At 70.2% G+C, this 17,403-nt stretch carries 18 protein-coding genes and 2 pseudogenes; 8 read left to right on the top strand and 12 right to left on the bottom strand.

Features of this window, described 5'->3' with window-relative positions:
- Positions 1–51: 51 nt before the first annotated feature.
- A complete protein-coding gene (locus tag ACZZ98_RS10080; protein WP_463516111.1) occupies positions 52–1,941 on the bottom strand; it encodes an ABC transporter ATP-binding protein in 1,890 nt (629 codons plus the stop codon).
- Between the two features lie 90 nt (positions 1,942–2,031).
- On the opposite strand from ACZZ98_RS10080, the gene ACZZ98_RS10075 reads away from it, so the two are divergent.
- Positions 2,032–2,469 carry a MarR family winged helix-turn-helix transcriptional regulator gene (locus ACZZ98_RS10075; RefSeq protein WP_463516110.1) on the top strand — a complete coding sequence of 146 codons (438 nt, stop codon included), beginning with the start codon at positions 2,032–2,034 and terminating at the stop codon, positions 2,467–2,469.
- A complete protein-coding gene (locus tag ACZZ98_RS10070; RefSeq protein WP_463516109.1) occupies positions 2,469–3,275 on the top strand; it encodes an IclR family transcriptional regulator in 807 nt (268 codons plus the stop codon). Before ACZZ98_RS10075 ends, ACZZ98_RS10070 begins: the two co-directional genes overlap by 1 nt.
- Here the strand turns inward: ACZZ98_RS10070 and ACZZ98_RS10065 are convergent.
- The 4 genes from ACZZ98_RS10065 to ACZZ98_RS10050 all read right to left on the bottom strand — a co-directional run bounded on the left by ACZZ98_RS10065 (position 3,248) and on the right by ACZZ98_RS10050 (position 8,623).
- Positions 3,248–3,823, bottom strand: coding sequence for a universal stress protein (locus ACZZ98_RS10065; protein WP_463516108.1), 576 nt, complete (start codon positions 3,821–3,823; stop codon positions 3,248–3,250). The genes ACZZ98_RS10070 and ACZZ98_RS10065 overlap by 28 nt on opposite strands.
- Before the next feature lie 10 nt (positions 3,824–3,833).
- Positions 3,834–5,321 (bottom strand): MFS transporter, encoded by a 1,488-nt coding sequence (locus tag ACZZ98_RS10060; protein ID WP_463516107.1) that lies wholly within the window; start codon positions 5,319–5,321, stop codon positions 3,834–3,836.
- A gap of 113 nt (positions 5,322–5,434) precedes the next feature.
- A complete protein-coding gene (locus tag ACZZ98_RS10055) occupies positions 5,435–6,820 on the bottom strand; it encodes an MFS transporter (RefSeq protein WP_463516106.1) in 1,386 nt (461 codons plus the stop codon).
- A gap of 300 nt (positions 6,821–7,120) precedes the next feature.
- A complete protein-coding gene (locus tag ACZZ98_RS10050; RefSeq protein WP_463516105.1) occupies positions 7,121–8,623 on the bottom strand; it encodes an alkaline phosphatase PhoX in 1,503 nt (500 codons plus the stop codon).
- A gap of 71 nt (positions 8,624–8,694) precedes the next feature.
- On the opposite strand from ACZZ98_RS10050, the gene mobA reads away from it, so the two are divergent.
- Positions 8,695–9,291 (top strand): molybdenum cofactor guanylyltransferase, encoded by a 597-nt coding sequence (gene mobA / locus ACZZ98_RS10045; RefSeq protein ID WP_463516104.1) that lies wholly within the window; start codon positions 8,695–8,697, stop codon positions 9,289–9,291.
- Here the strand turns inward: mobA and ACZZ98_RS10040 are convergent.
- The 4 genes from ACZZ98_RS10040 to ACZZ98_RS10025 are packed head-to-tail and all read right to left on the bottom strand — an operon-like array spanning position 9,251 to position 13,327.
- Positions 9,251–10,105: an ABC transporter ATP-binding protein gene (locus ACZZ98_RS10040; protein ID WP_463516103.1), complete on the bottom strand. Its 855-nt coding sequence runs from the start codon at positions 10,103–10,105 to the stop codon at positions 9,251–9,253. The two genes, mobA and ACZZ98_RS10040, sit on opposite strands and share 41 nt — an antisense overlap.
- Positions 10,102–11,190, bottom strand: coding sequence for a FecCD family ABC transporter permease (locus ACZZ98_RS10035; protein WP_463516102.1), 1,089 nt, complete (start codon positions 11,188–11,190; stop codon positions 10,102–10,104). Before ACZZ98_RS10035 ends, ACZZ98_RS10040 begins: the two co-directional genes overlap by 4 nt.
- On the bottom strand, positions 11,187–12,287 hold the full coding sequence (locus ACZZ98_RS10030) for a FecCD family ABC transporter permease (protein ID WP_463516101.1): 1,101 nt from the start codon (positions 12,285–12,287) through the stop codon (positions 11,187–11,189). The genes ACZZ98_RS10035 and ACZZ98_RS10030 overlap by 4 nt, the downstream gene beginning before the upstream one ends.
- A complete protein-coding gene (locus ACZZ98_RS10025) occupies positions 12,284–13,327 on the bottom strand; it encodes an iron-siderophore ABC transporter substrate-binding protein (protein WP_463516100.1) in 1,044 nt (347 codons plus the stop codon). Before ACZZ98_RS10025 ends, ACZZ98_RS10030 begins: the two co-directional genes overlap by 4 nt.
- Before the next feature lie 210 nt (positions 13,328–13,537).
- On the opposite strand from ACZZ98_RS10025, the gene ACZZ98_RS10020 reads away from it, so the two are divergent.
- The 4 genes from ACZZ98_RS10020 (at position 13,538) to ACZZ98_RS10005 (ending at position 16,067) form a co-directional block, all read left to right on the top strand.
- Complete coding sequence (locus ACZZ98_RS10020) at positions 13,538–14,575, top strand: RNA polymerase subunit sigma-70 (RefSeq protein WP_463516099.1); 1,038 nt, start codon at positions 13,538–13,540, stop codon at positions 14,573–14,575.
- Between the two features lie 4 nt (positions 14,576–14,579).
- On the top strand, positions 14,580–14,816 hold the full coding sequence (locus tag ACZZ98_RS10015; protein WP_463516098.1) for a hypothetical protein: 237 nt from the start codon (positions 14,580–14,582) through the stop codon (positions 14,814–14,816).
- A gap of 20 nt (positions 14,817–14,836) precedes the next feature.
- Positions 14,837–15,295: a DUF6069 family protein gene (locus tag ACZZ98_RS10010; RefSeq protein ID WP_463516097.1), complete on the top strand. Its 459-nt coding sequence runs from the start codon at positions 14,837–14,839 to the stop codon at positions 15,293–15,295.
- Positions 15,296–15,377: 82 nt separating this feature from the next.
- On the top strand, positions 15,378–16,067 hold the full coding sequence (locus ACZZ98_RS10005; protein ID WP_463516096.1) for an NADPH-dependent F420 reductase: 690 nt from the start codon (positions 15,378–15,380) through the stop codon (positions 16,065–16,067).
- Here the strand turns inward: ACZZ98_RS10005 and ACZZ98_RS10000 are convergent, their stop codons facing one another.
- The 3 genes and pseudogenes from ACZZ98_RS10000 to ACZZ98_RS09990 all read right to left on the bottom strand — a co-directional run.
- On the bottom strand, positions 16,068–16,262 hold the full coding sequence (locus tag ACZZ98_RS10000; RefSeq protein WP_463516095.1) for a CGNR zinc finger domain-containing protein: 195 nt from the start codon (positions 16,260–16,262) through the stop codon (positions 16,068–16,070).
- A gap of 21 nt (positions 16,263–16,283) precedes the next feature.
- Positions 16,284–16,385 (bottom strand): annotated as a pseudogene (locus ACZZ98_RS09995) (hypothetical protein); the annotation flags it as partial.
- A 133-nt stretch (positions 16,386–16,518) separates the two neighbouring features.
- Positions 16,519–16,632: pseudogene (locus tag ACZZ98_RS09990) on the bottom strand (hypothetical protein); the annotation flags it as partial.
- A 126-nt stretch (positions 16,633–16,758) separates the two neighbouring features.
- Between ACZZ98_RS09990 and ACZZ98_RS09985 the strand changes: the two are divergent.
- The gene (locus ACZZ98_RS09985; RefSeq protein ID WP_463516094.1) at positions 16,759–17,382 is read left to right on the top strand and encodes a LysE family translocator; all 624 of its coding nucleotides are present in this window, start codon (positions 16,759–16,761) and stop codon (positions 17,380–17,382) included.
- Positions 17,383–17,403 lie beyond the last annotated feature (21 nt).

The following is a 17,403-nucleotide window of genomic DNA, read 5'->3' as shown; positions in this document are numbered from 1 at the left end:
GCCGTCCCCAACCGTCCAGTTGGACGGTTGGGGACAGGTCGGACGAAGGACTCAGACGGCGGCGTATGCCGTCCGCTCGCCTGCGAGGGCCGCGTATCGCCCTCCGACGGCCAGCAGCTCGCGATGCGTTCCCCGCTCGACGACCTGTCCGTGGTCGAGGACCGCGATCTCGTCGGCGTCCTCGATCGTGGAGAGCCGGTGGGCGATGGTGATCGTCGTGCGGCCGCGCACCAGCTCGTCGAGAGCCTTCTGCACGGCCCGCTCGGTGTCGTTGTCGAGGGCGCTCGTGGCCTCGTCGAGCACCAGGACGCGAGGGTTGCGCAGGATGGTGCGGGCGATCGCGATGCGCTGCTGCTCACCACCCGAGAAGCGGTGCCCGCGGGCACCGACCACGGTGTCGAGACCCTCGGGCAGGGTGGCTACGAGGTCGGCGACCTGCGCGGCGCCGAGGGCCTGCCACAGCTCGGCCTCGGTGGCCTCGGGCGCTGCCAGCAGCAGGTTCTCGCGGATCGACGCGTGCACGAGGTAGGTCTCCTGCGACACGACGCCGACGATGCGCGCGAGCACCTCGGGGTCGAGGTCGCGGAGGTCGACACCGTCGATGGTCACGCGACCGGAGGTCGGGTCGTGCAGCCGGGCGACGAGTGAGGCGAGCGTGGACTTGCCGGAGCCGGTGTGGCCGACGAGCGCCAGCGACCCACCGGCCGGGACCACGGCGTTGATGTCGGTGACAGCGAGAGGTGAGTCTGCGGCATACGCGAAGCTCACGTTCTCAAGGCGCACCTCGCCGCGCACGCGAGCCGGGTCGAGCGAGACGGGAGCCGAGGGCGCGGCGACGTCGGGGATGAGGTCGAGGTACTCGAAGACCCGGGAGAAGAGCGCCATCGACGAGACCCACTGGGCGCCGACGTTGAGCAGGCCCATGAGGGGGCGGAAGATGCCAGCCTGCAGCGTGGTGAAGGCGATGAGCGTCCCGATGGTCATGCCACCCGAGGTCCCTGGCAGCCCGGCGACCAGATAGATGAGCGCCGGGATCGCCGCGAAGATGATCTGCATCGTGGCCATGCGCCAACGGCCGGCGAGCTGCGAGCGCAGCTCGAGGTCGACGAGCTCCTCGGAGGTCGAGGCGAAGCGGTCGGCGTGCCGGCGACCGGCGCCCAGGGTCTTGGACAGCCGCACGCCCGAGACGGAGAGCCCCTCCTCGATCTGGACGTTGAGGTCGGCTCGACGAGCCTGCTGACGGGCGGTGACCTCGCGCCGGATAAGGGCGACGCGGCGGGTCATCCACACGGCCGGCGGGATGACGAGGAGCGAGAGGAGCGACAGGCGCCACGAGAGGGCGACCATCGCGACCGACGTGGCGATCGCGGTCGTGAGGTTGGACGCGATCGAGGTCGCGGTCGTCGTGACGACGCCCTGCATGCCGTTGATGTCGTTGGTGAGGCGCGACTGGACCTCGCCGGCGCGGGTGCGGGTGAAGAAGCCCAGCGACTGCTGCTGCAGGTGGGCGAAGAGGTCGGTGCGCAGGCGGTGCATGACGCGCTGGCCGACTCCGGTGGACATCCAGGTCTGCACGACACCGAGGAGCTGGGTGCTCGCGGCGACGGCGACCATGGCCGCGACGGAGAGGAGCAGCAGGCGCACGTCCTGCTGCGGGATGGCGGTGTCGACGACCTCGCGGACGAGGAACGGCTGCGCCATCGAGATGACGGACGTGACGACGATGATGGCGGTGACGATGCCGATGGGGCGGCCGAAGCCACGGAAGAGGCCCGTGACCCGCCTGAGCGGGACCGGCGCGATCTCGAGCTGGGCGCGGTCGCGGGGGTCGACCTGCATCGGTGCGCCACCGCCGCCACGGCCCCCTCCGATGCCGAGGCCCTTGCCGCCGGGGACGCGTGGGCCGGTGGCGCTGGGAGCTTCCTGAGGTGTTGCTGTCATGGAGGCTCTCCCTTCTTTTCGGTACCGAAGTCTGTTAGTGAGGTTGACTCACAATGAGTAAAACCGGCTAACGCCGACTACTATTCCCGTATGCCGTCCGCTCCCCATGCGTCCACCTCCGAGCCCGCCCTGGGTGAGCTCGTCATGCAGGTGGCCCGGGGACTGCGGCGGCGCCATGCGCAGACGCTGGAACCCTGGGGCGTGACGCCGCACGAGGCGCGGGCCCTGCGGGTCATCGGCACCCACGAGCCCACACGGCTCGGAGTCGTGGCCCAGCACCTGCGCATCGCCCCCCGGTCCGTGACCGACGTGGTCGACTCGCTCGAGCGGCGCGGGTTCGTTGCGCGAGAGGCCGACCCGACCGATCGCCGCGCCACCCAGGTGGCCCTGACGTCGACCGGCCGCAAGATCCTCGGCGAGCTCGACAGGGCGCGGCGCGCCGACCACGAGAGCTACTTCGCGGACCTCAGCGAGCGCGACCGTGCCACGCTCACCCGCATCCTCACCGGCCTCGTCGAGGACCGCTGATGGCACCGGTCCCCGGAGCGGCGAACGCGCTCGACGTGCTCGAGCTGCTCGCGCGTCGCGGTGAGCCGTTGCCCGCCGCGGCCGTCGCGCGCGAGCTGGGACTCCCCCGCTCCAGCACCTACCACCTGCTCGCCGTGCTGCGGGACCGCGGCTACGTCTCACACCTCGAAGGCGAGCGACGCTACGGACTGGGAGTCGCGGCATACGAGCTGGGTTCGGCCTACCAGCGGCAGGCGCCGCTGCAGCGCCTGGCCCGCAGCACCCTCGACCGCCTGGTCGACGCCACCGGCCACAACGCGCACCTCGCCGTGCTGCACGGCCGCGACGTCCTCTATGTCATCGAGCAGCGGGCGCCCAACGGGCCGGTCCTCGTGTCCGACGTGGGCGTCCGGCTGCCGGCCACGCTCACCGCCACGGGGCTGTCGATGCTCGCGTCACTGCCCGCCGGCCAGGTGCGCGCGCTCTTCCCGCACGCGGACGCGCTGGTGCAGCGCGATGGCCACGGACCGTCCACGACCGGCCAGCTCCGCTCACTCCTCCAGGCCGTGCGACAACGCGGGTATGCCGTGGAGGACGGCCACATCACGAGTGGACTGAAGTCCGTGGCCGTCGCCGTGCTCGACCACAGCGACCACCCGGTGGCCTCGGTCGCCGTGACGTTCCGCTCCGAGCTGGTCGACGAGGTGGCGTTCGGGCGGATCGTGTCAGCCGTGCACCACGCCTCCGACGACCTCTCGACCCGGCTCCACCGGCAGCCACGTGGGCCGGGCACCGGTCCTCAGTCGCGCGCCATGGGCGGGCGATAACCCGGACGACCGGCGAGGGCGGCCGACCTCACCGCTGCCCGACCCACGGCACGACCCGCACGCTCGATCGGACTGGGTGGCTCCTGCGAGACGCGCGGTGGCATGACCACGACGGGGCAGGTCGCCGCATCCACGATCCGCTGCGCGAACAGCGGAGCGCCGGTGAGCGTGCGGGGCGAGTCGACGACGAGCAGGTCTGCGTCGACGGCGGCCGCGAGCAGGACCTTGCGCTTGCCACCACGGATCGCCCGGACCTCGGCGGCGTGGTCGTCGCCGAGGACCTCGGCGACGTCGGCGTCCAGCGCTGCCTGGGCGGAGCGCGCGGCCTCCGGCTCGTCGGTGACGCGCGCGGCGATGGGCCCCGAGGTGGTCCCCGCCGGGACCTGTGGTCGCCAGGCACGCACGGCGACGAGCCGGCCGCCGTTCTGTGCTGCCTGCGCTGCCGCCCACTCGAGTGCGGCCGGTGACTTCGAGCCGGCACTCACCCCGACCACGACGGTGTAGGGGCGGGGGGCCTCAGTCGCTTCTCCGACAACGGTTTCGTCCATGCCGACCACCTCAGACCGGGAGGTTGACGGTCTCGTTGCCGTCCTTGTCGTAGCTGCTCAGCGGAGGCGCGATCTCCTCGAGCGACTTGCCCTCGGCGTCGACACCCCACACGGCCGCGACGCCGGCGCCGATGAGCATGATGCCCGAGGCGATGAGATAGCCCCAGAACATCGGGGTGCGGTCCTCGCCCTCGCCGATGAGCCAGCCGTAGAAGACCGGGCCGATCGCACCGAAGATCTGGGCGATGGCGAAGAAGTACGAGATCGCCTGGCCACGCGCCTCCTGCGGGAAGATCTCGGACACGGTGAGGTAGCCGGCCGAGGCGCCCGCCGAGGCGAAGAAGAAGGCCACGCACCAGAACGCCGTGTGCGTCCCCGCCGTCAACGTGCCGGCGTTGAAGAGGAACGCCGAGATCGCCAGCACGATCGCCGCGAAGGCGTAGCAGCCGCCGATCATCTTGCGCCGTCCGACGGTGTCGAAGAAGGGGCCGAGGAGCAGCGGGCCGAGCAGGTTGCCGATGGCGAACGGGAAGAAGTAGACGGCCGCGCTCGACGCCGTCTTGTCGTAGAAGTTCTGCAGCACGAGGGAGTAGGTGAAGAAGATCGCGTTGTAGAGGAAGGACTGCGTGATCATCAACGTCGCGCCGAGCACGGTGCGCTTCGGGTACAGCTTGAAGAAGACGTAGGCGAGCTGCTTGGGCGTCAGGCCCTCACGCGGCTTGACCCACATGCCGTGCTTCTCCTCGTCGAGCTTGGGCAGCTTCTTGCCCGCCGCCCGCACCTCCTCCTCGATGCCGGAGACGATGCGCTCGGCCTCCTCGGCCTTGCCATGGGTGACCATCCAGCGCGGGCTCTCGGGGATGTGACGACGGAGGTAGATGATCGCGAGACCCAGGATGGGGCCGATCAGGAAGGCGATGCGCCAGCCGACGTTCTCACCGAAGCGCTCGGTGTCGAGCAGGAAGAGGCTGGCAAAGGCACCGATGCCGGCACCGAACCAGTAGGTGCCGTTGATCGCCAGGTCGACGCGTCCGCGGAAGCGGCCGGGGATGAGCTCGTCGACGGCCGAGTTCACCGCGGAGTACTCACCGCCGATGCCCATGCCGGCGACGAAGCGCAGGGCGAGGAAGACAAGCATGTTGGGCGAGAAGGCGGCCAGTCCGGAGGCGACGAGATAGAGCGCCAGGGTCAGGGTGAAGAGCTTCTTGCGGCCCAGCGTGTCGGTGAGGCGCCCGAACAGGAGAGCTCCGACGACCTGCCCCAGGAGGTAGACCGTGCCGGCGAGGCCGACGTCGGTGGCGTCCATCGCGAGGGACTTCTCGAAGCCGCCGGCTGCGACGATCTGCACCTCGAGGCCGTCCAGGATCCAGGCGGTGCCCAGCCCGACGATCACCATCCAGTGGAACTTCGTCCACGGCATGTCGTGCATGCGTGCCGGGATGAGGCTGCGTGTGGGCTTGTCTTCGAGCTTGTCTTCGGCGACGTCAGCGGTCGACATCCGTACTCCCCTGGGAACGGTTCGGAGGGCTCGGCGGCTGCCGGGCCCTCCAGCACGTTACGCCGCACGGCCCTGACCTGCAGGGTTAGCGCCTGGGCAATCTGGGTCGTGGATCAGGCCCTTTCGGAGGGGACGACGCCGGAGGCTTCTGGCTCGTCCTCGTCACGCAACGGGTGGGCGATCTCGTCCTCGGGCAGCCGTGCCCAGAGGATGGCGATGACCGCGATGATGCCCGGCACGATCCCGGCGATGAGGAACGTCGTGCGGATCCCGATGGCCTCGGACACGGGGCCGGCCATCGCCATCGACACGGGCATGAGCGAGATCGACACGAAGAAGTCGAGGCTCGACACCCGTCCGATGAGTGCTGGCGGCACCCGTCGTTGCAGCAGCGTCCCCCAGATCACCATCGGTGCCGAGAAGGTCGCGCCCAGGACGAGCGCGGCGACGACGAGCACCCAGATGTTGCCGGCGAACCCGAACACGGCGAGCGGGAGCGAACCCAGTCCCCACAGGAGGTTCATCCACGTCAGGTAGCGGCGCGGCATGCGCAGGGACGCCATGACGAGCGAGCCCACCGCAGCACCGATACCGAACGCCGCGAGGACCCAGGCGTGCTCGCGCGGTCCGCCGCCGAGACGATCCTTGATGAGGAACGGCACGAGCACCTCGAACGGACCCATGAACACGAGGACCATGCCGCTGGCGAAGAGGAGCGTCGCCAGCAGCCACGGCGTGCGCACCATGTAGGAGAAGCCCTCACGCATGTCCGCGAACGCGGAGCCGATGGGGTGCTGCGCGTGACTCTCGTCGAGCTGTCGGCGCAGCGGCGTCTCCGGGACGGTCGTGAGGGCGACCAGCCCCAGCAGCACGGATGTCGCAGCGATGACGACCGCTGCGCCCGGGCTCGCGGCGGCGACGGCGGCACCGGCGACGGCGGGCCCGATGGCCTGGCCGATCGTCGGCCGCACCATGCCCTCGAAGCCGTTGACGGCCATGAGGTCGCGCTCCGCGACGAGCGCCGGCAGCCAGGCGGAGTAGGCCGGGTAGTAGAACGCCATCGCCATGCCGTTGACGAACGCGACGGCCGCGAGCATCCACAGCCGGGTGATGTCGAGCAGGGAGAGCGTGGCGACGACCGACATGCAGAGCAGCTCGACACCGGCGACGACGAGCAGGATGCGCTTCTGGGGGATGCGGTCGGCGACGACCCCGGCCAAGAGTGCCGGGACGATCACGCCGAGCGCCGAGGCCGTGGCGACGACGCTGAGCTGCGACGCGCCTCCCCCGATGCGGACGACCTCCCACACCTGCGCGATCGCCCACACGCCACCCGCGAACGTCGAGAACACGAGTGCCACCGCAAGACGCCGGTATGCCGCACCGCGGAAGGGCGTGAGGGCGCGCGGCAGCTTGCGCTCGACGGGCGCGGCCGACGCGGGCGTCGTGCTGTCGCTGTGCGCGTCACCGATCTCGGTGTTGGTGTCCTGGCGGGCCATGGTTCGGATCCTCATACCTCAGGTCGGCTTGAGGTCAAGCCCACCCTGGACTCACCCGCTGGCTCGAGGTTGGCTCCAGCCAACACCCGGGCACTGACACCGCGCCAGTGAGTTTCCGGGCAGCTGAGGAGGACGGGCCTGCCTGGGTCCCGGTCGAGGTAGCACGACATGCCGCGGTGGGCGCGACTTCTCGGCAGGTCGCGCTACCTCGACTCGCGGATCCCACGTCCCCCAACGCCAAGGCGGGCGTATGCCGGGTGGGAAGCACCCGGCATACGCCCGTCTGTGGTTGTCCAGCGGTCAGACGCCGATGCGCTGCCACGGACCCCAGATGGCGAAGCTCATGCCACGCGAGGACTGGATGTTGACGAAGAGCGTGGACCCGTCCGGACTGAACGTCGATCCCGCGAACTCGTCACCGAACCGCGGTGCGCCTTCGGGGTCGCCACCGACGCGGAGCCGGTTCAGCGCGATGTTCCACAGCTGGCCGCCACGGCTCAGGCCGCGGAGGTAGTTGTCGCCCGAGCTGTCCTCGCAGACGACGAGGGTGCCTCGCTCGCTGACGGTGATGTTGTCCGGGAAGTCGAAGGTCTCCTTGCCCGGCGACTGGTAGAGGAGGCGGAGCTTCTCGGAGCGGGTGTCATAGGCCCAGACCTGGCCGAAACCGTTGCCATAGCCGTTGATCAGCTCGTCGCCGGTCTCGGGAGCGCCGCCGCCCTGGGTCGAGGTGAAGTAGACGACACCGTTGTCGTAGATCTGCCCCTCGAGCCGCGAGAAGCCGGCAGCGCCCTTGGCCCGGCCCTGGTCGCCGACGTACTGCAGCGCCGTGTCGTTGGGAGTCGACGCGGGCTGGCCCGGGGTGTAGGGGAAGGTCGGGTCCGGGTCGTCGATGTCGACCCACTCGACCTTGTAGGTCGCGCCCTTGGGCTGGTGTCCCTCGAGGTGGGCCAGGGGCTGGCCCTTGACCGCGAGCATCTGGAGGGTGCCGTCGTTGTCGAGATGGCCGCTCTTCATGGGGTTGGTCCGCGGCGTGTAGCGGTAGAACCCCGACGGGAAGGCGAAGTTGTCCTCGGTGAGATAGAGGCGGCCCTCGCGCGGGTCGAACGACACCGCCTCGTGCGGGAACCGACCGGCGTTGGTGATCGGCTCGCCGTTGGAGTGCCCGTCGACCGGGACCTCGAAGATGTAGCCGTGCGGCTTGGTCAGCGGGACGTTCGACGTGCCCGTGAAGTCGGGGCTGACGTCCGGCCCGTTGACGGTCTCCTCGCAGGTGACCCATGCGCCCCACGGCATCTGGCCGCCGGAGCAGTTCATCATCGTGCCGTTGAGCGCGGTGTAGGCGTGGGCGACCTGACCTCTCTCGCTGACGTCGATGTGCGTGCAGCCGCCCTGCGCCATGGGGTCGTAGGTGTGGTCGCCGACGGGGCCGAACGCGGGACCCGGGGCGTTGACCTCGTGGTTGCGGATGAGGGTGACGTTGCCACCGGGTCCGTCGAACGCGCCCATGCCGTCGTGGCGACCGGGCAGGACGGTCTTGTCGTCGAGGACGACCGGCTGCTCGGTGTCGTGGAACGAGCGGTACCTGAAGCCCTCGGGCAGGTGCAGGCGCACCTTGCCGTCGCGCTCGTCCGGGATCGCGCGCAGGCCGCGAAATGCGGGTCCGCCGAGCTTGCCGCCCGGGGCGGCTCCGGCCGGTCCGGCCACGAGTCCTTGGAACGGTCCGGCGAGCGCGGTGGCGCCTGCTGCGGCCGCCGCACCCTTGAGAACGGTGCGCCGCTTTGCCGTGTGATCGTCAACTGCCATGTCGCCACTCCTTCGTGGTTCAGGGGATCGGATCAACGTATGCCGCGATGGTCGCCGGGGACAATGGTCACGTGGTGCCCTCCGGAAGCGTGATCGTGCTCGCAGGGGGCACGTCGCGCCGTTTTGGCTCCGACAAGCTCGTCGCGCTGCTGTCCGATGGTCGTTCGGTTCTCGATCACTGCCTGTCGGGTATGCCGGCCGGCTGGCCCGTCGTCGTCGTCGGGCCTTCGCGGGTGGTCCCGTCTGCCTTGGTGGCCCGGGTGCGGTTCGTCCAGGAGTCGCCCGTGGGTGGTGGGCCGCTGGCGGGGGTGGCTGCGGGGCTGTCCCTGGTGGGTAGCGAGGTGGTGTGCGTGGCTGCGGGTGACGTGCCACGAGCCGGCGAGGTGCTGCCGTCGCTGGTCGCTGCTCTGGAGGCGGACCCGTCGGTGGATGCTGCTGTGGTGGGCGACGGTGAGGGACAACCCAATCCGTTGCTCGCGGCATACCGGGTCGTTGCCTTGAGGCGGGCGATGCCTGGCTCACCCGAGAACCTGCCGGCCCGGCACCTCTTGTCCCTGCCCCACGTCCTGGTGAGGCCGGGGTTCGACGTCCGCGACATCGACACCCCCGAGGACCTGGCCGCCGAGGTCAGCCGGGAGTGGCGTGGTGCCGGCCCATCGGGATCATGAGCGGCTTGCCGGACACGGGGTCGGTGATGACGGTGCTCGGCATGCCGAAGACCTCCTCGACCAGCGCGGCGTTGAAGACCTCACCCGGGGGACCCGCGGCATACAGGCGTTCCTCGGACAGGGCGATGAGGTGGTCGGCGTAGCGGGCCGCGAGGTTGAGGTCGTGCAGCACCATGACGATCGTCGTGCCCTGTGAGCGGTTGAGGTCGGTGAGCAGGTCGAGCACCTCGACCTGGTGACCGACGTCGAGGAAGGTCGTGGGCTCATCGAGCAGCAGGACGCCGGTCTCCTGGGCCAGGGCCATGGCGATCCAGACGCGCTGCCGCTGGCCTCCGGACAGCTCGTCGACGGCTCGGTCGACGAGCTCCATCGTGTCGGTCGCCCGCAGGGCTGCGGCGACGGCGCGGTCGTCAGCGACGCTCCACCTGGACAGCACCCGCTGGTGGGGGTGGCGACCCCGGCCGACGAGGTCGCCGACGGTGATCCCCTCGGGGGCGATGGGCGACTGCGGCAGAAGCCCGAGCTGTCGAGCCAGCTCCTTGGCCGGGATCGCGTGCACCGAGGCACCGTCGAGGAGCACCTGACCGTTGCGCGGGGCGAGCAGACGCGTCATCGAGCGCAGCAGCGTCGACTTGCCGCACGCGTTGGGGCCCACGATGGCCGTGATCGCGCCCGGGGGGATGGTGAGGTCGAGGTCGCGCACCACGGTGCGGTCGCCGTAGCCGAGGGTGAGGTCGGTGCACTCGAGCTGCGGCTGGCGCCCGGGCGGGATGTGGCCCGGGCCCGTGCCCGGACCTGCGGTCACGGTGGTCATATGGTGCCTCCGACACGGTTGATCCGGACGATCAGATAGAGCAGGTAGGGCGCGCCCAGGACCCCGGTGACGACACCCACCGGGAGGCGGGTGCCGAGGGCGTACTGGCCGACGAAGTCCGCGACGAGCGTCAGCAGGGCGCCGATGAGGGCGGCCGGCACGAGGAGCGAGCCACGCGTCCCGACGACCCGGGCCGCGATGGGCCCGCAGAGGAAGGCGAGGAAGGCGATCGGGCCACTCGCGGCGGTGGCGAAGCAGATGAGACCCACGGCGGCGACGATGGTCAGCAGCCGCATCCGCTCGACCCGGACCCCGAGGCCGGAGGCGGCGTCGTCGCCCAGCTGCGACGCCGAGAGCGAGCGGGTCTGGAGCAGTACGAGCGTGCCGAGGGTGAGCAGCGCGCCCGCCACGATCAGCACGTCGCGCCAGAGGGCACCGTTGAGGCTTCCGGTGAGCCAGCGCATCGCCTCGGCGAGCTCGAAGTTCGTGGCCCGTTCGAGCTGCCACGAGATGACGCTCTGCATCATCGCGGCGACGCCGATGCCGATGAGCACGAGCCGCGTCCCGGACACGGCGCCGTGACGGTAGGCGACGAGATAGATGAGCAGGGCGACCCCCATCCCGGCGACGACCGCGATCCAGGAGACGAGGAGTCCGCTGGCGCCGAAGGTCACGATCGCGACGGCGGCGGCGGCACTGGCCCCCTCGGTCACCCCGACGATGTCCGGGCTGGCGAGCGAGTTGCGGAGCAGGGTCTGGAAGGTGATGCCGGCGAGGCCGAACGAGAGCCCGACGACGACCGCGAGGGTGGCGCGTGGCAGCCGAAGCCGTCCCACGGTGAACTCGGCCCCCGGGACGTCCTGCCCGAGCATGATGCCGAGCACGTCGCTCGGCGGATAGAACGTCTGGCCGAACATGAGGCTGACGGCAAAGGCGATGACGACGAGTGCGGCGAGCACACCGATGGTCACGCGGCGGCGGTTGCCGTGGCGGTGGCGCCGGCCGCGGACGAGGGCCACGTCGTCGTCCGCGACGGTGCGGGGCGACCGGCCAGTGGTGTGGGTGGAGTGGTCGACGGCCGTCACAGCTCGCGCACCTTGCGCTGGCGCACCACGGCGATGAAGACGGGCGCTCCGACGAGGGCCGTGATGATGCCGACGTCGACCTCGGACGGCGGCGCGACGACGCGCCCGAGCACGTCGGCCGTGATGAGCAGGATCGCGCCGACGAGGGCGCTGAACGGCACGAGCCAGCGGTGCGAGGTGCCGACGAGCATGCGGCAGAAGTGCGGGACGACGAGCCCGACGAACGCGATCGGGCCGGTGATGGCCGTCGTCGCTCCGGCAAGGGTGAAGGCGCCGGCGGCGGCGAGCACTCGGGTGCGGGTGACGTTCTCCCCCAGCCCGGCCGCGAGCTCGTCGCCGAGGCCGAGCATGTCGAGGCCGCGGGCGCACCACAGGCAGAGGAGGGCGCCGACCGCCAGGAAGGGCGCGACCTGCCACAGCTTGTCGTCGGTGGCACCTCCGACGCCGCCGATCTGCCACGAGACCACGCTCTCGGAGATGTCGGGCCTCGGCAGGACGACGGCGATGACGAACGAGTGCAGGGCGGCTGCCGTGGCCGCGCCCGCGAGGGTCAGCTTGAGCGGCGTGGCGCCCCCGCGGCCGAGCGACCCGACGGTCCACACGAACACCCCGGTCACCGCCGCACCGGCGATGGCCACCCAGATGTAGCTCGTGGCATCGACGAGGCCGAAGGTCGCGACGCCGATGGCGATGGCCAGCGAGGCTCCGGTGTTGATGCCGAGGATCCCGGGGTCGGACAGCGGGTTGCGGGTGATGCCCTGGAGCACCAGGCCCGCGACCGCGAGCGCCGCACCCGCCACGGCGGCGAGGACGGTGCGGGGGACGCGCTTGGCCACGGCGGCCCGGGCGAAGTCGCTGGTGTCACCCGATGCACCGGCGAGGATGTCGGACCAGCCGATGTCCCGGGAGCCGAAGGCGATCGACATCGCGCAGCAGAGGAGCAGGACGACGACTAGCGCCAGCAGGGAGGCACCGCGCAGCCACCGGGCCCGCTGCAGCGGGGCTGCGGGCTCGGTGGCTGACTCGGTGCCCGGCTCGGTCGCTGGCTCGGCGCCCGGCTCGGTCGCTGGGTCCTCCAGCGCTGGGGAGGAGGTCACTTCTTGGTGTAGGCAGCGGCCTTCGCGAGGAGGTCGGCGTACTGGTCGACCAGCGCCGGGACCGACAGCGCGGTGGGGTTGGCCGCCGTCCCGATCGGGTACTTCGTGCCGTCGAGGTTGACGATCGCCTTGTTCTTGACCGCGGGCAGCTTGGAGAGGACCGGGTCGCCTTCGAGCGCCTTGATCAGCTCGTCGCCCCCGTAGGTGACGATGACGTCGACGTCCTGCAGCTCGTTGGCGCGCTCGACGCTGATCGAGCCGGAGTAGTCGGTGCTGCTGCCCGTGGCCTTGACGATGCTCGGCGCGATCTCCATGCCGAGGTCGAGGAGGTACTTCGACCGGGTGTCGGCGGCGCTGTAGAAGTTGATCTCGCTGAGGTCGGCCGGGTCGACGTGGGTGAGGAACATGCCGCTCACGCCCTTGAGGTCGGGGTGCTTGGCCACGGCGTCGCTGATGTCCTTCTCAAGGCCGGCCACGAGCTCCTTGCCCTTGGCCTCGAGGCCGAGACCCTTGGCGTTCTGGACGATCGACTCGCGCCACGGGGTCGCCCAGGGGCTGTCCGGGTAGGCCACGACGGGAGCGATCTCGCTCAGGGTGTTGTAGGCGTCCTGGTCCATCCCGGAGTAGGCCGCGAGGATGACGTCCGGCTTGGAGTCGGCGATGGCCTCGTAGTCGTAGCCGTCGGTCTCGTCGAAGAGCACGGGGGTCTTGGCACCGAGCTCCTCGAGCTTCTTCTCGGTCCAGGGCTGGACGCCGTCGCCGTCGTCGTCGCCCCACGTCATCTTGGTCATGCCGACGGGCACGATGCCCAGCGCCAGCGGCACCTCCTGGTTGGCGAAGTCGATCGTGGCGACGCGCTCGGGCTTCTTCGTCAGCTTGGTCTCGCCGAAGGCGTGCTTGACCGTCACCGGCTCCCACTGCCCCGAGTCCGTGGTGCCCGCGGCCTCGGTCGAGCCGTCCTTCTCGCTGCCGCAGGCCGCCAGGCCGACGGTGAGGGCAAGCGCGGCCAAGGGGGCGACGATCTTCTTCGTGCTTCTCACTGGATCCTCTTTTGTACCGGGTCGAGTTGCTTAGGTAAGGCATACCTTTGTATGCCGCCCGGCCCGAACGCAAGTCGCGTCCGCTTCCGCGCCGGTCACCGGGCCTTTCAGCCGGCTGGCTGGCGGGCCACGCAGGGCGACTGATGAGTTTTCGCACCGGCGCCGGTCATACCTGTCGACAGGAACACGACAAGCGGAAGGATGACGATGATGAGTGCGACAACAGGACTCGACGGGTCGGGTGTCAGCGAGCCGGGCGCGACCGGGCAGGACGCGAACCGGCTGGCCGAGGTCGACGAGGCCACGTTCACGGGCCTGGCGGAGCGACACCGGCGGGAGCTGCACGTGCACTGCTACCGGATGCTCGGCTCGTTCGAGGACGCCGAGGACGCGCTGCAGGAGACGTTCCTGCGAGCCTGGAAGCGACGGGTGACCTTCGAGGGACGGTCGACGTTCCGGGCCTGGCTGTATCGGATCGCCACCAATGCCTGCCTCGACCTGCTCGCCAAGCGCCGGCCGGAGCCTGCGGTCGGGGGTGAGGTGCTCTGGCTGCAGCCCTACCCGGACGCATTGCTCGACGAGCTGCCCGCGGTGGCTGCGGACGAACCGGAGGCGGTCGCGGTGGCACGCGAGACGATCGAGCTGGCCTATCTCGTGGCAGTGCAACACCTTGCGCCACGTCCGCGAGCCGTGCTGATCCTGCGCGACGTGCTCGGCTGGCCGGCGAAAGAGGTCGCGGAGCTGCTCGGCGACTCGGTCAACTCCGTCAACAGCGCGCTCCAGCGGGCGCGGGCAGGGATGCGTGAGCACCTCCCCGAGGAGCGGCAGGACTGGACCAGCGGGGGCGGTGGTCAGGACGATGCCCGGACGCGCGACCTGGTGCGGCGCTACACCGAGGCCAGCGTGGCCTCGGACATCGACGTGCTGGCCACCATGGTTCGAGACGATGTCCGCAGCTCGATGCCGCCCACCCCTGGCCTGCAGGTCGGCCGCGACGCGGTGGTGCGCTACTGGGTCGAGAGTGGCTTCGAGGGCATGACCGGGCTGCGAGCCCTGACGACCTCGGCCAACCGTCAGCCCGCCATCGCCTACTACCACTGGCGAGAGGCTGCGAGCTCGTACGTGCCACTGACGATCGACGTCCTGCGCATCACCGACGGGGCGGTCGCCGAGATCACCACCTTCCACGACGACCAGTTCGTGCGGTTCGGGCTGCCGGAGAGCCTGCCGGCTGACGGCACGGAGTAGTCCCGTGCGGACGCTCGCCCTGCGTGGCGGCGAGCGAGTCGCCGTGGTCCCCGCGGAGTGGGTCGGCGCCTTCGGCCTCGTCGTCCGCGGGCAGGTGCAGCTGGAGCTGCGTGACGGCTCGGGCGGGCCGGTCCTCGGGCAGGACGCCGGGTTCTGGCTCCAGGGCACCGGCATACGCGCTCTGCTCAACCCCGGTCCACACCCGGCGATGGTCCGCATCGCCACCCCAGAACACCCCTGAACGACTGATGGAGGAACGACATGAGCAACATCCAGGACACCCAGGTCACTGCAGGCCCGGCCCCGAGCCGGGCGAGCCGAACCCAGAGGCCCCGAGTCCGCGGACTCGTCGCCAAGGGGTTGTCGGCCGCGGTCGCGGCAACGGCAGCCACCACTGCCGTCGCGGCCCTCGCGAAGGCAGCAGGCGTCGTCTTCGAGGTCCCTGATGGCGGCGAGACCATCCCGTTGTCCGGCATCGCCTTCGTGACCGGCGTCTGCTCGGTCATCGGCGTCGCCATGGCCGCCGCGCTACTACGGTGGAGCGCTCAGCCGGCCAAGCGCTTCGTCCAGGTGGCCGCGTCCCTGACCGCGATCTCCCTGGTCCCAGCGCTTCTCTCAGGCGCAGCCGCCAGCACTGTCGCCGCGCTCATCACCCTGCACCTCGTGGCAGCAGGCGTCATCGTCCCCAGCCTGGCTCGGAGCCTTCACAGATCCACGTGACGGGTCGCGCGTCCGTGACGTCCACGCAGGAAGACTGCCTGGGTCGCGGAATGCCACCCCCGCACACCGTGTTGCGCCCCTCGTGACTCTGGGGCTCATCGGCAGCGGCAGCATCGGCGGAACAGTGGCTCGGCTGGCGGTGCGAGCAGGTCATGACGTGGTGCTGAGCAATCGCCGCGGCCCGGACACGCTCAGTGACCTGGTCTCGGAGCTGGGTCCGCTGGCTCGGGCATCCACACCGGTCGGCGCGGCCGAAGCAGGTGACCTCGTCCTGGTGTCCGTTCCCCTCATGGCGCGCACACAGGTGCCAGTCGAACCGCTTCGCGGCAAGGTCGTCATGGACACCAACAACTACTACCCGCAACGCGATGGTCAGATCCCGGCGCTCGACGACGAGTCGACGACCACGAGCGAGCTGCTGCAGCAGCACTTGCCCGACTCGCACGTGGTCAAGGTCTTCAACAACATCTTCGTCGACCACCTCGCAACCCTGCACCGCCCCAGCGGGGATCCGGAGCGGTCAGTGCTGGCGATCGCCGGGGACGACGAGGACGCCAAGGGGGCGGTCACCACGTTCCTCGACTCGATCGGCTACGACGCCCTCGACACCGGCCCGCTCGCAGAGGGATGGCGCTTCCAGCGCGACACCTCGGCCTACGTGACCCCTTACGCCGAGCCCGGCACCACGTACCCGACGTGGACGGGACGAGCAGTCACCGCCCCCATGCTGCAGGAAGCGCTCAACGCCTCACAGCGCTACCGCGACGTGTGATCAGAGGTCCGCACGCTGGTTGGCCCTGAACCGGGCCTTCTTCTGGCGGTTCCCGCAGGTGTTCATGTCGCACCACTTGCGGCTCCGGCTCTGGCTCGCATCGAAGAACGCGGCACGGCAGCTGGGCGAGGCGCACAGGGCCAGCTGCCCGTCACGCTCCCCCGCGATGATCTCGACCGCGTCGGCGGCGATCACGCTGAGAGCGTCCTCGACGGAGGCCGGCGAGCCGAGCCGCCACTCCCGCGTGCGCTCGCGCGTGAGGACGGCCGCTGCCCAACCCTTGACGCTGCAGTCGTTGATGATGCGAACAGCAGCCAGCGGCAGCGACTTCTGAAGCGCGGCCGCCGTCGCGGCGGAGTGAATCGACTCCCTCAGCTTCCCGGGCGAGCTGAAGCTGAGCAGGAGTGCAGGAGGCCACGGTGAGCCCGTTCACCGCCAGCCAGTCCATGAGCCGCTCCGGCGTGGGGATGCGCTCCACCTGCGTGCCGTGACGCTCGGACAACGTCCCCGTGAAGCTTGTCGCCAGCACCGCCCCAGGGCGGAAACCAGGAAGCTCGGAAGGCATGGAACCACCTTAGCCGGTTGCCGCCCGGCGGTGTGAGGTGGTAGAACCGTCTTAGCCGGTTCCATGGTTCGCGACCCCGCGCCAGGGCGTCCCGGCACAGGACGCCGAAACGGGAGGCGCAGCCAGATGGTTGATGTCGCGGTTCTGCCGGGTTTCGTCGCGGTGATCCTGCTGTTCCTCATCCCGCCGGGACCGGACATGGCCTACATGCTTGCGGTGGGTCTCGAGCGTGGTCGCCACGCGGCCCTCGCAGCGATCCTCGGCATCGGTACGGGCATGAGCATCTACGCCACCGCGGTGGTCATCGGACTGGGGAGGCTCGCACAGTCGCACCCGCTGCTCCTCGACGCGGTCAAGGTGTTCGGCGCGACCTATCTGGCCTGGCTGGCATTCGTCACCTTTCGCAATGCGCGCCGTAGCGCCAGCGGTGCGCACGGCCCTCCGACCGGGCGGCCCTATGTGCAGGGCCTCCTGGTGAGCCTGACCAACCCCAAGCTGATCCTCTTCTTCCTGGCTGTCCTCCCACAGTTCATCGGCCACGCGCAGAGCTCCGTGGTGCAGCTGGCCATGCTGGGTGCAGTCAACGTCCTCGCCGAAGTCGTCCTCTACGGAACGATCGGCCTGCTCGCGGGTGCCTTCCATGCGCGCTTCATCGGCACCCAAGGCGCAAGTGCGGTCCTGAACCACATCGCGGCCGCGGTCTATGTGGTGCTGGCCGTCGTGGTGGTGGCGGAGCTGCTGCGGAGCTGAGCCCGGATCCAGGCCCCCCGA

This window comes from Knoellia sp. AC549 (assembly GCF_979258975.1).
This window is presented reverse-complemented; position numbering and strand designations above follow the sequence as displayed.

What these genes read in the sequence shown, in the direction of transcription:
- ACZZ98_RS10080 (WP_463516111.1), bottom strand. Translation starts at nt 1,941, where the DNA reads ATGACAGCAACACCTCAGGAAGCTCCCAGCGCCACCGGCCCACGCGTC.
- ACZZ98_RS10075 (WP_463516110.1), top strand. Translation starts at nt 2,032, where the DNA reads ATGCCGTCCGCTCCCCATGCGTCCACCTCCGAGCCCGCCCTGGGTGAG.
- ACZZ98_RS10070 (WP_463516109.1), top strand. Translation starts at nt 2,469, where the DNA reads ATGGCACCGGTCCCCGGAGCGGCGAACGCGCTCGACGTGCTCGAGCTG.
- ACZZ98_RS10065 (WP_463516108.1), bottom strand. Translation starts at nt 3,823, where the DNA reads ATGGACGAAACCGTTGTCGGAGAAGCGACTGAGGCCCCCCGCCCCTAC.
- ACZZ98_RS10060 (WP_463516107.1), bottom strand. Translation starts at nt 5,321, where the DNA reads ATGTCGACCGCTGACGTCGCCGAAGACAAGCTCGAAGACAAGCCCACA.
- ACZZ98_RS10055 (WP_463516106.1), bottom strand. Translation starts at nt 6,820, where the DNA reads ATGGCCCGCCAGGACACCAACACCGAGATCGGTGACGCGCACAGCGAC.
- ACZZ98_RS10050 (WP_463516105.1), bottom strand. Translation starts at nt 8,623, where the DNA reads ATGGCAGTTGACGATCACACGGCAAAGCGGCGCACCGTTCTCAAGGGT.
- ACZZ98_RS10040 (WP_463516103.1), bottom strand. Translation starts at nt 10,105, where the DNA reads ATGACCACCGTGACCGCAGGTCCGGGCACGGGCCCGGGCCACATCCCG.
- ACZZ98_RS10020 (WP_463516099.1), top strand. Translation starts at nt 13,538, where the DNA reads ATGAGTGCGACAACAGGACTCGACGGGTCGGGTGTCAGCGAGCCGGGC.
- ACZZ98_RS10010 (WP_463516097.1), top strand. Translation starts at nt 14,837, where the DNA reads ATGAGCAACATCCAGGACACCCAGGTCACTGCAGGCCCGGCCCCGAGC.
- ACZZ98_RS09985 (WP_463516094.1), top strand. Translation starts at nt 16,759, where the DNA reads ATGGTTGATGTCGCGGTTCTGCCGGGTTTCGTCGCGGTGATCCTGCTG.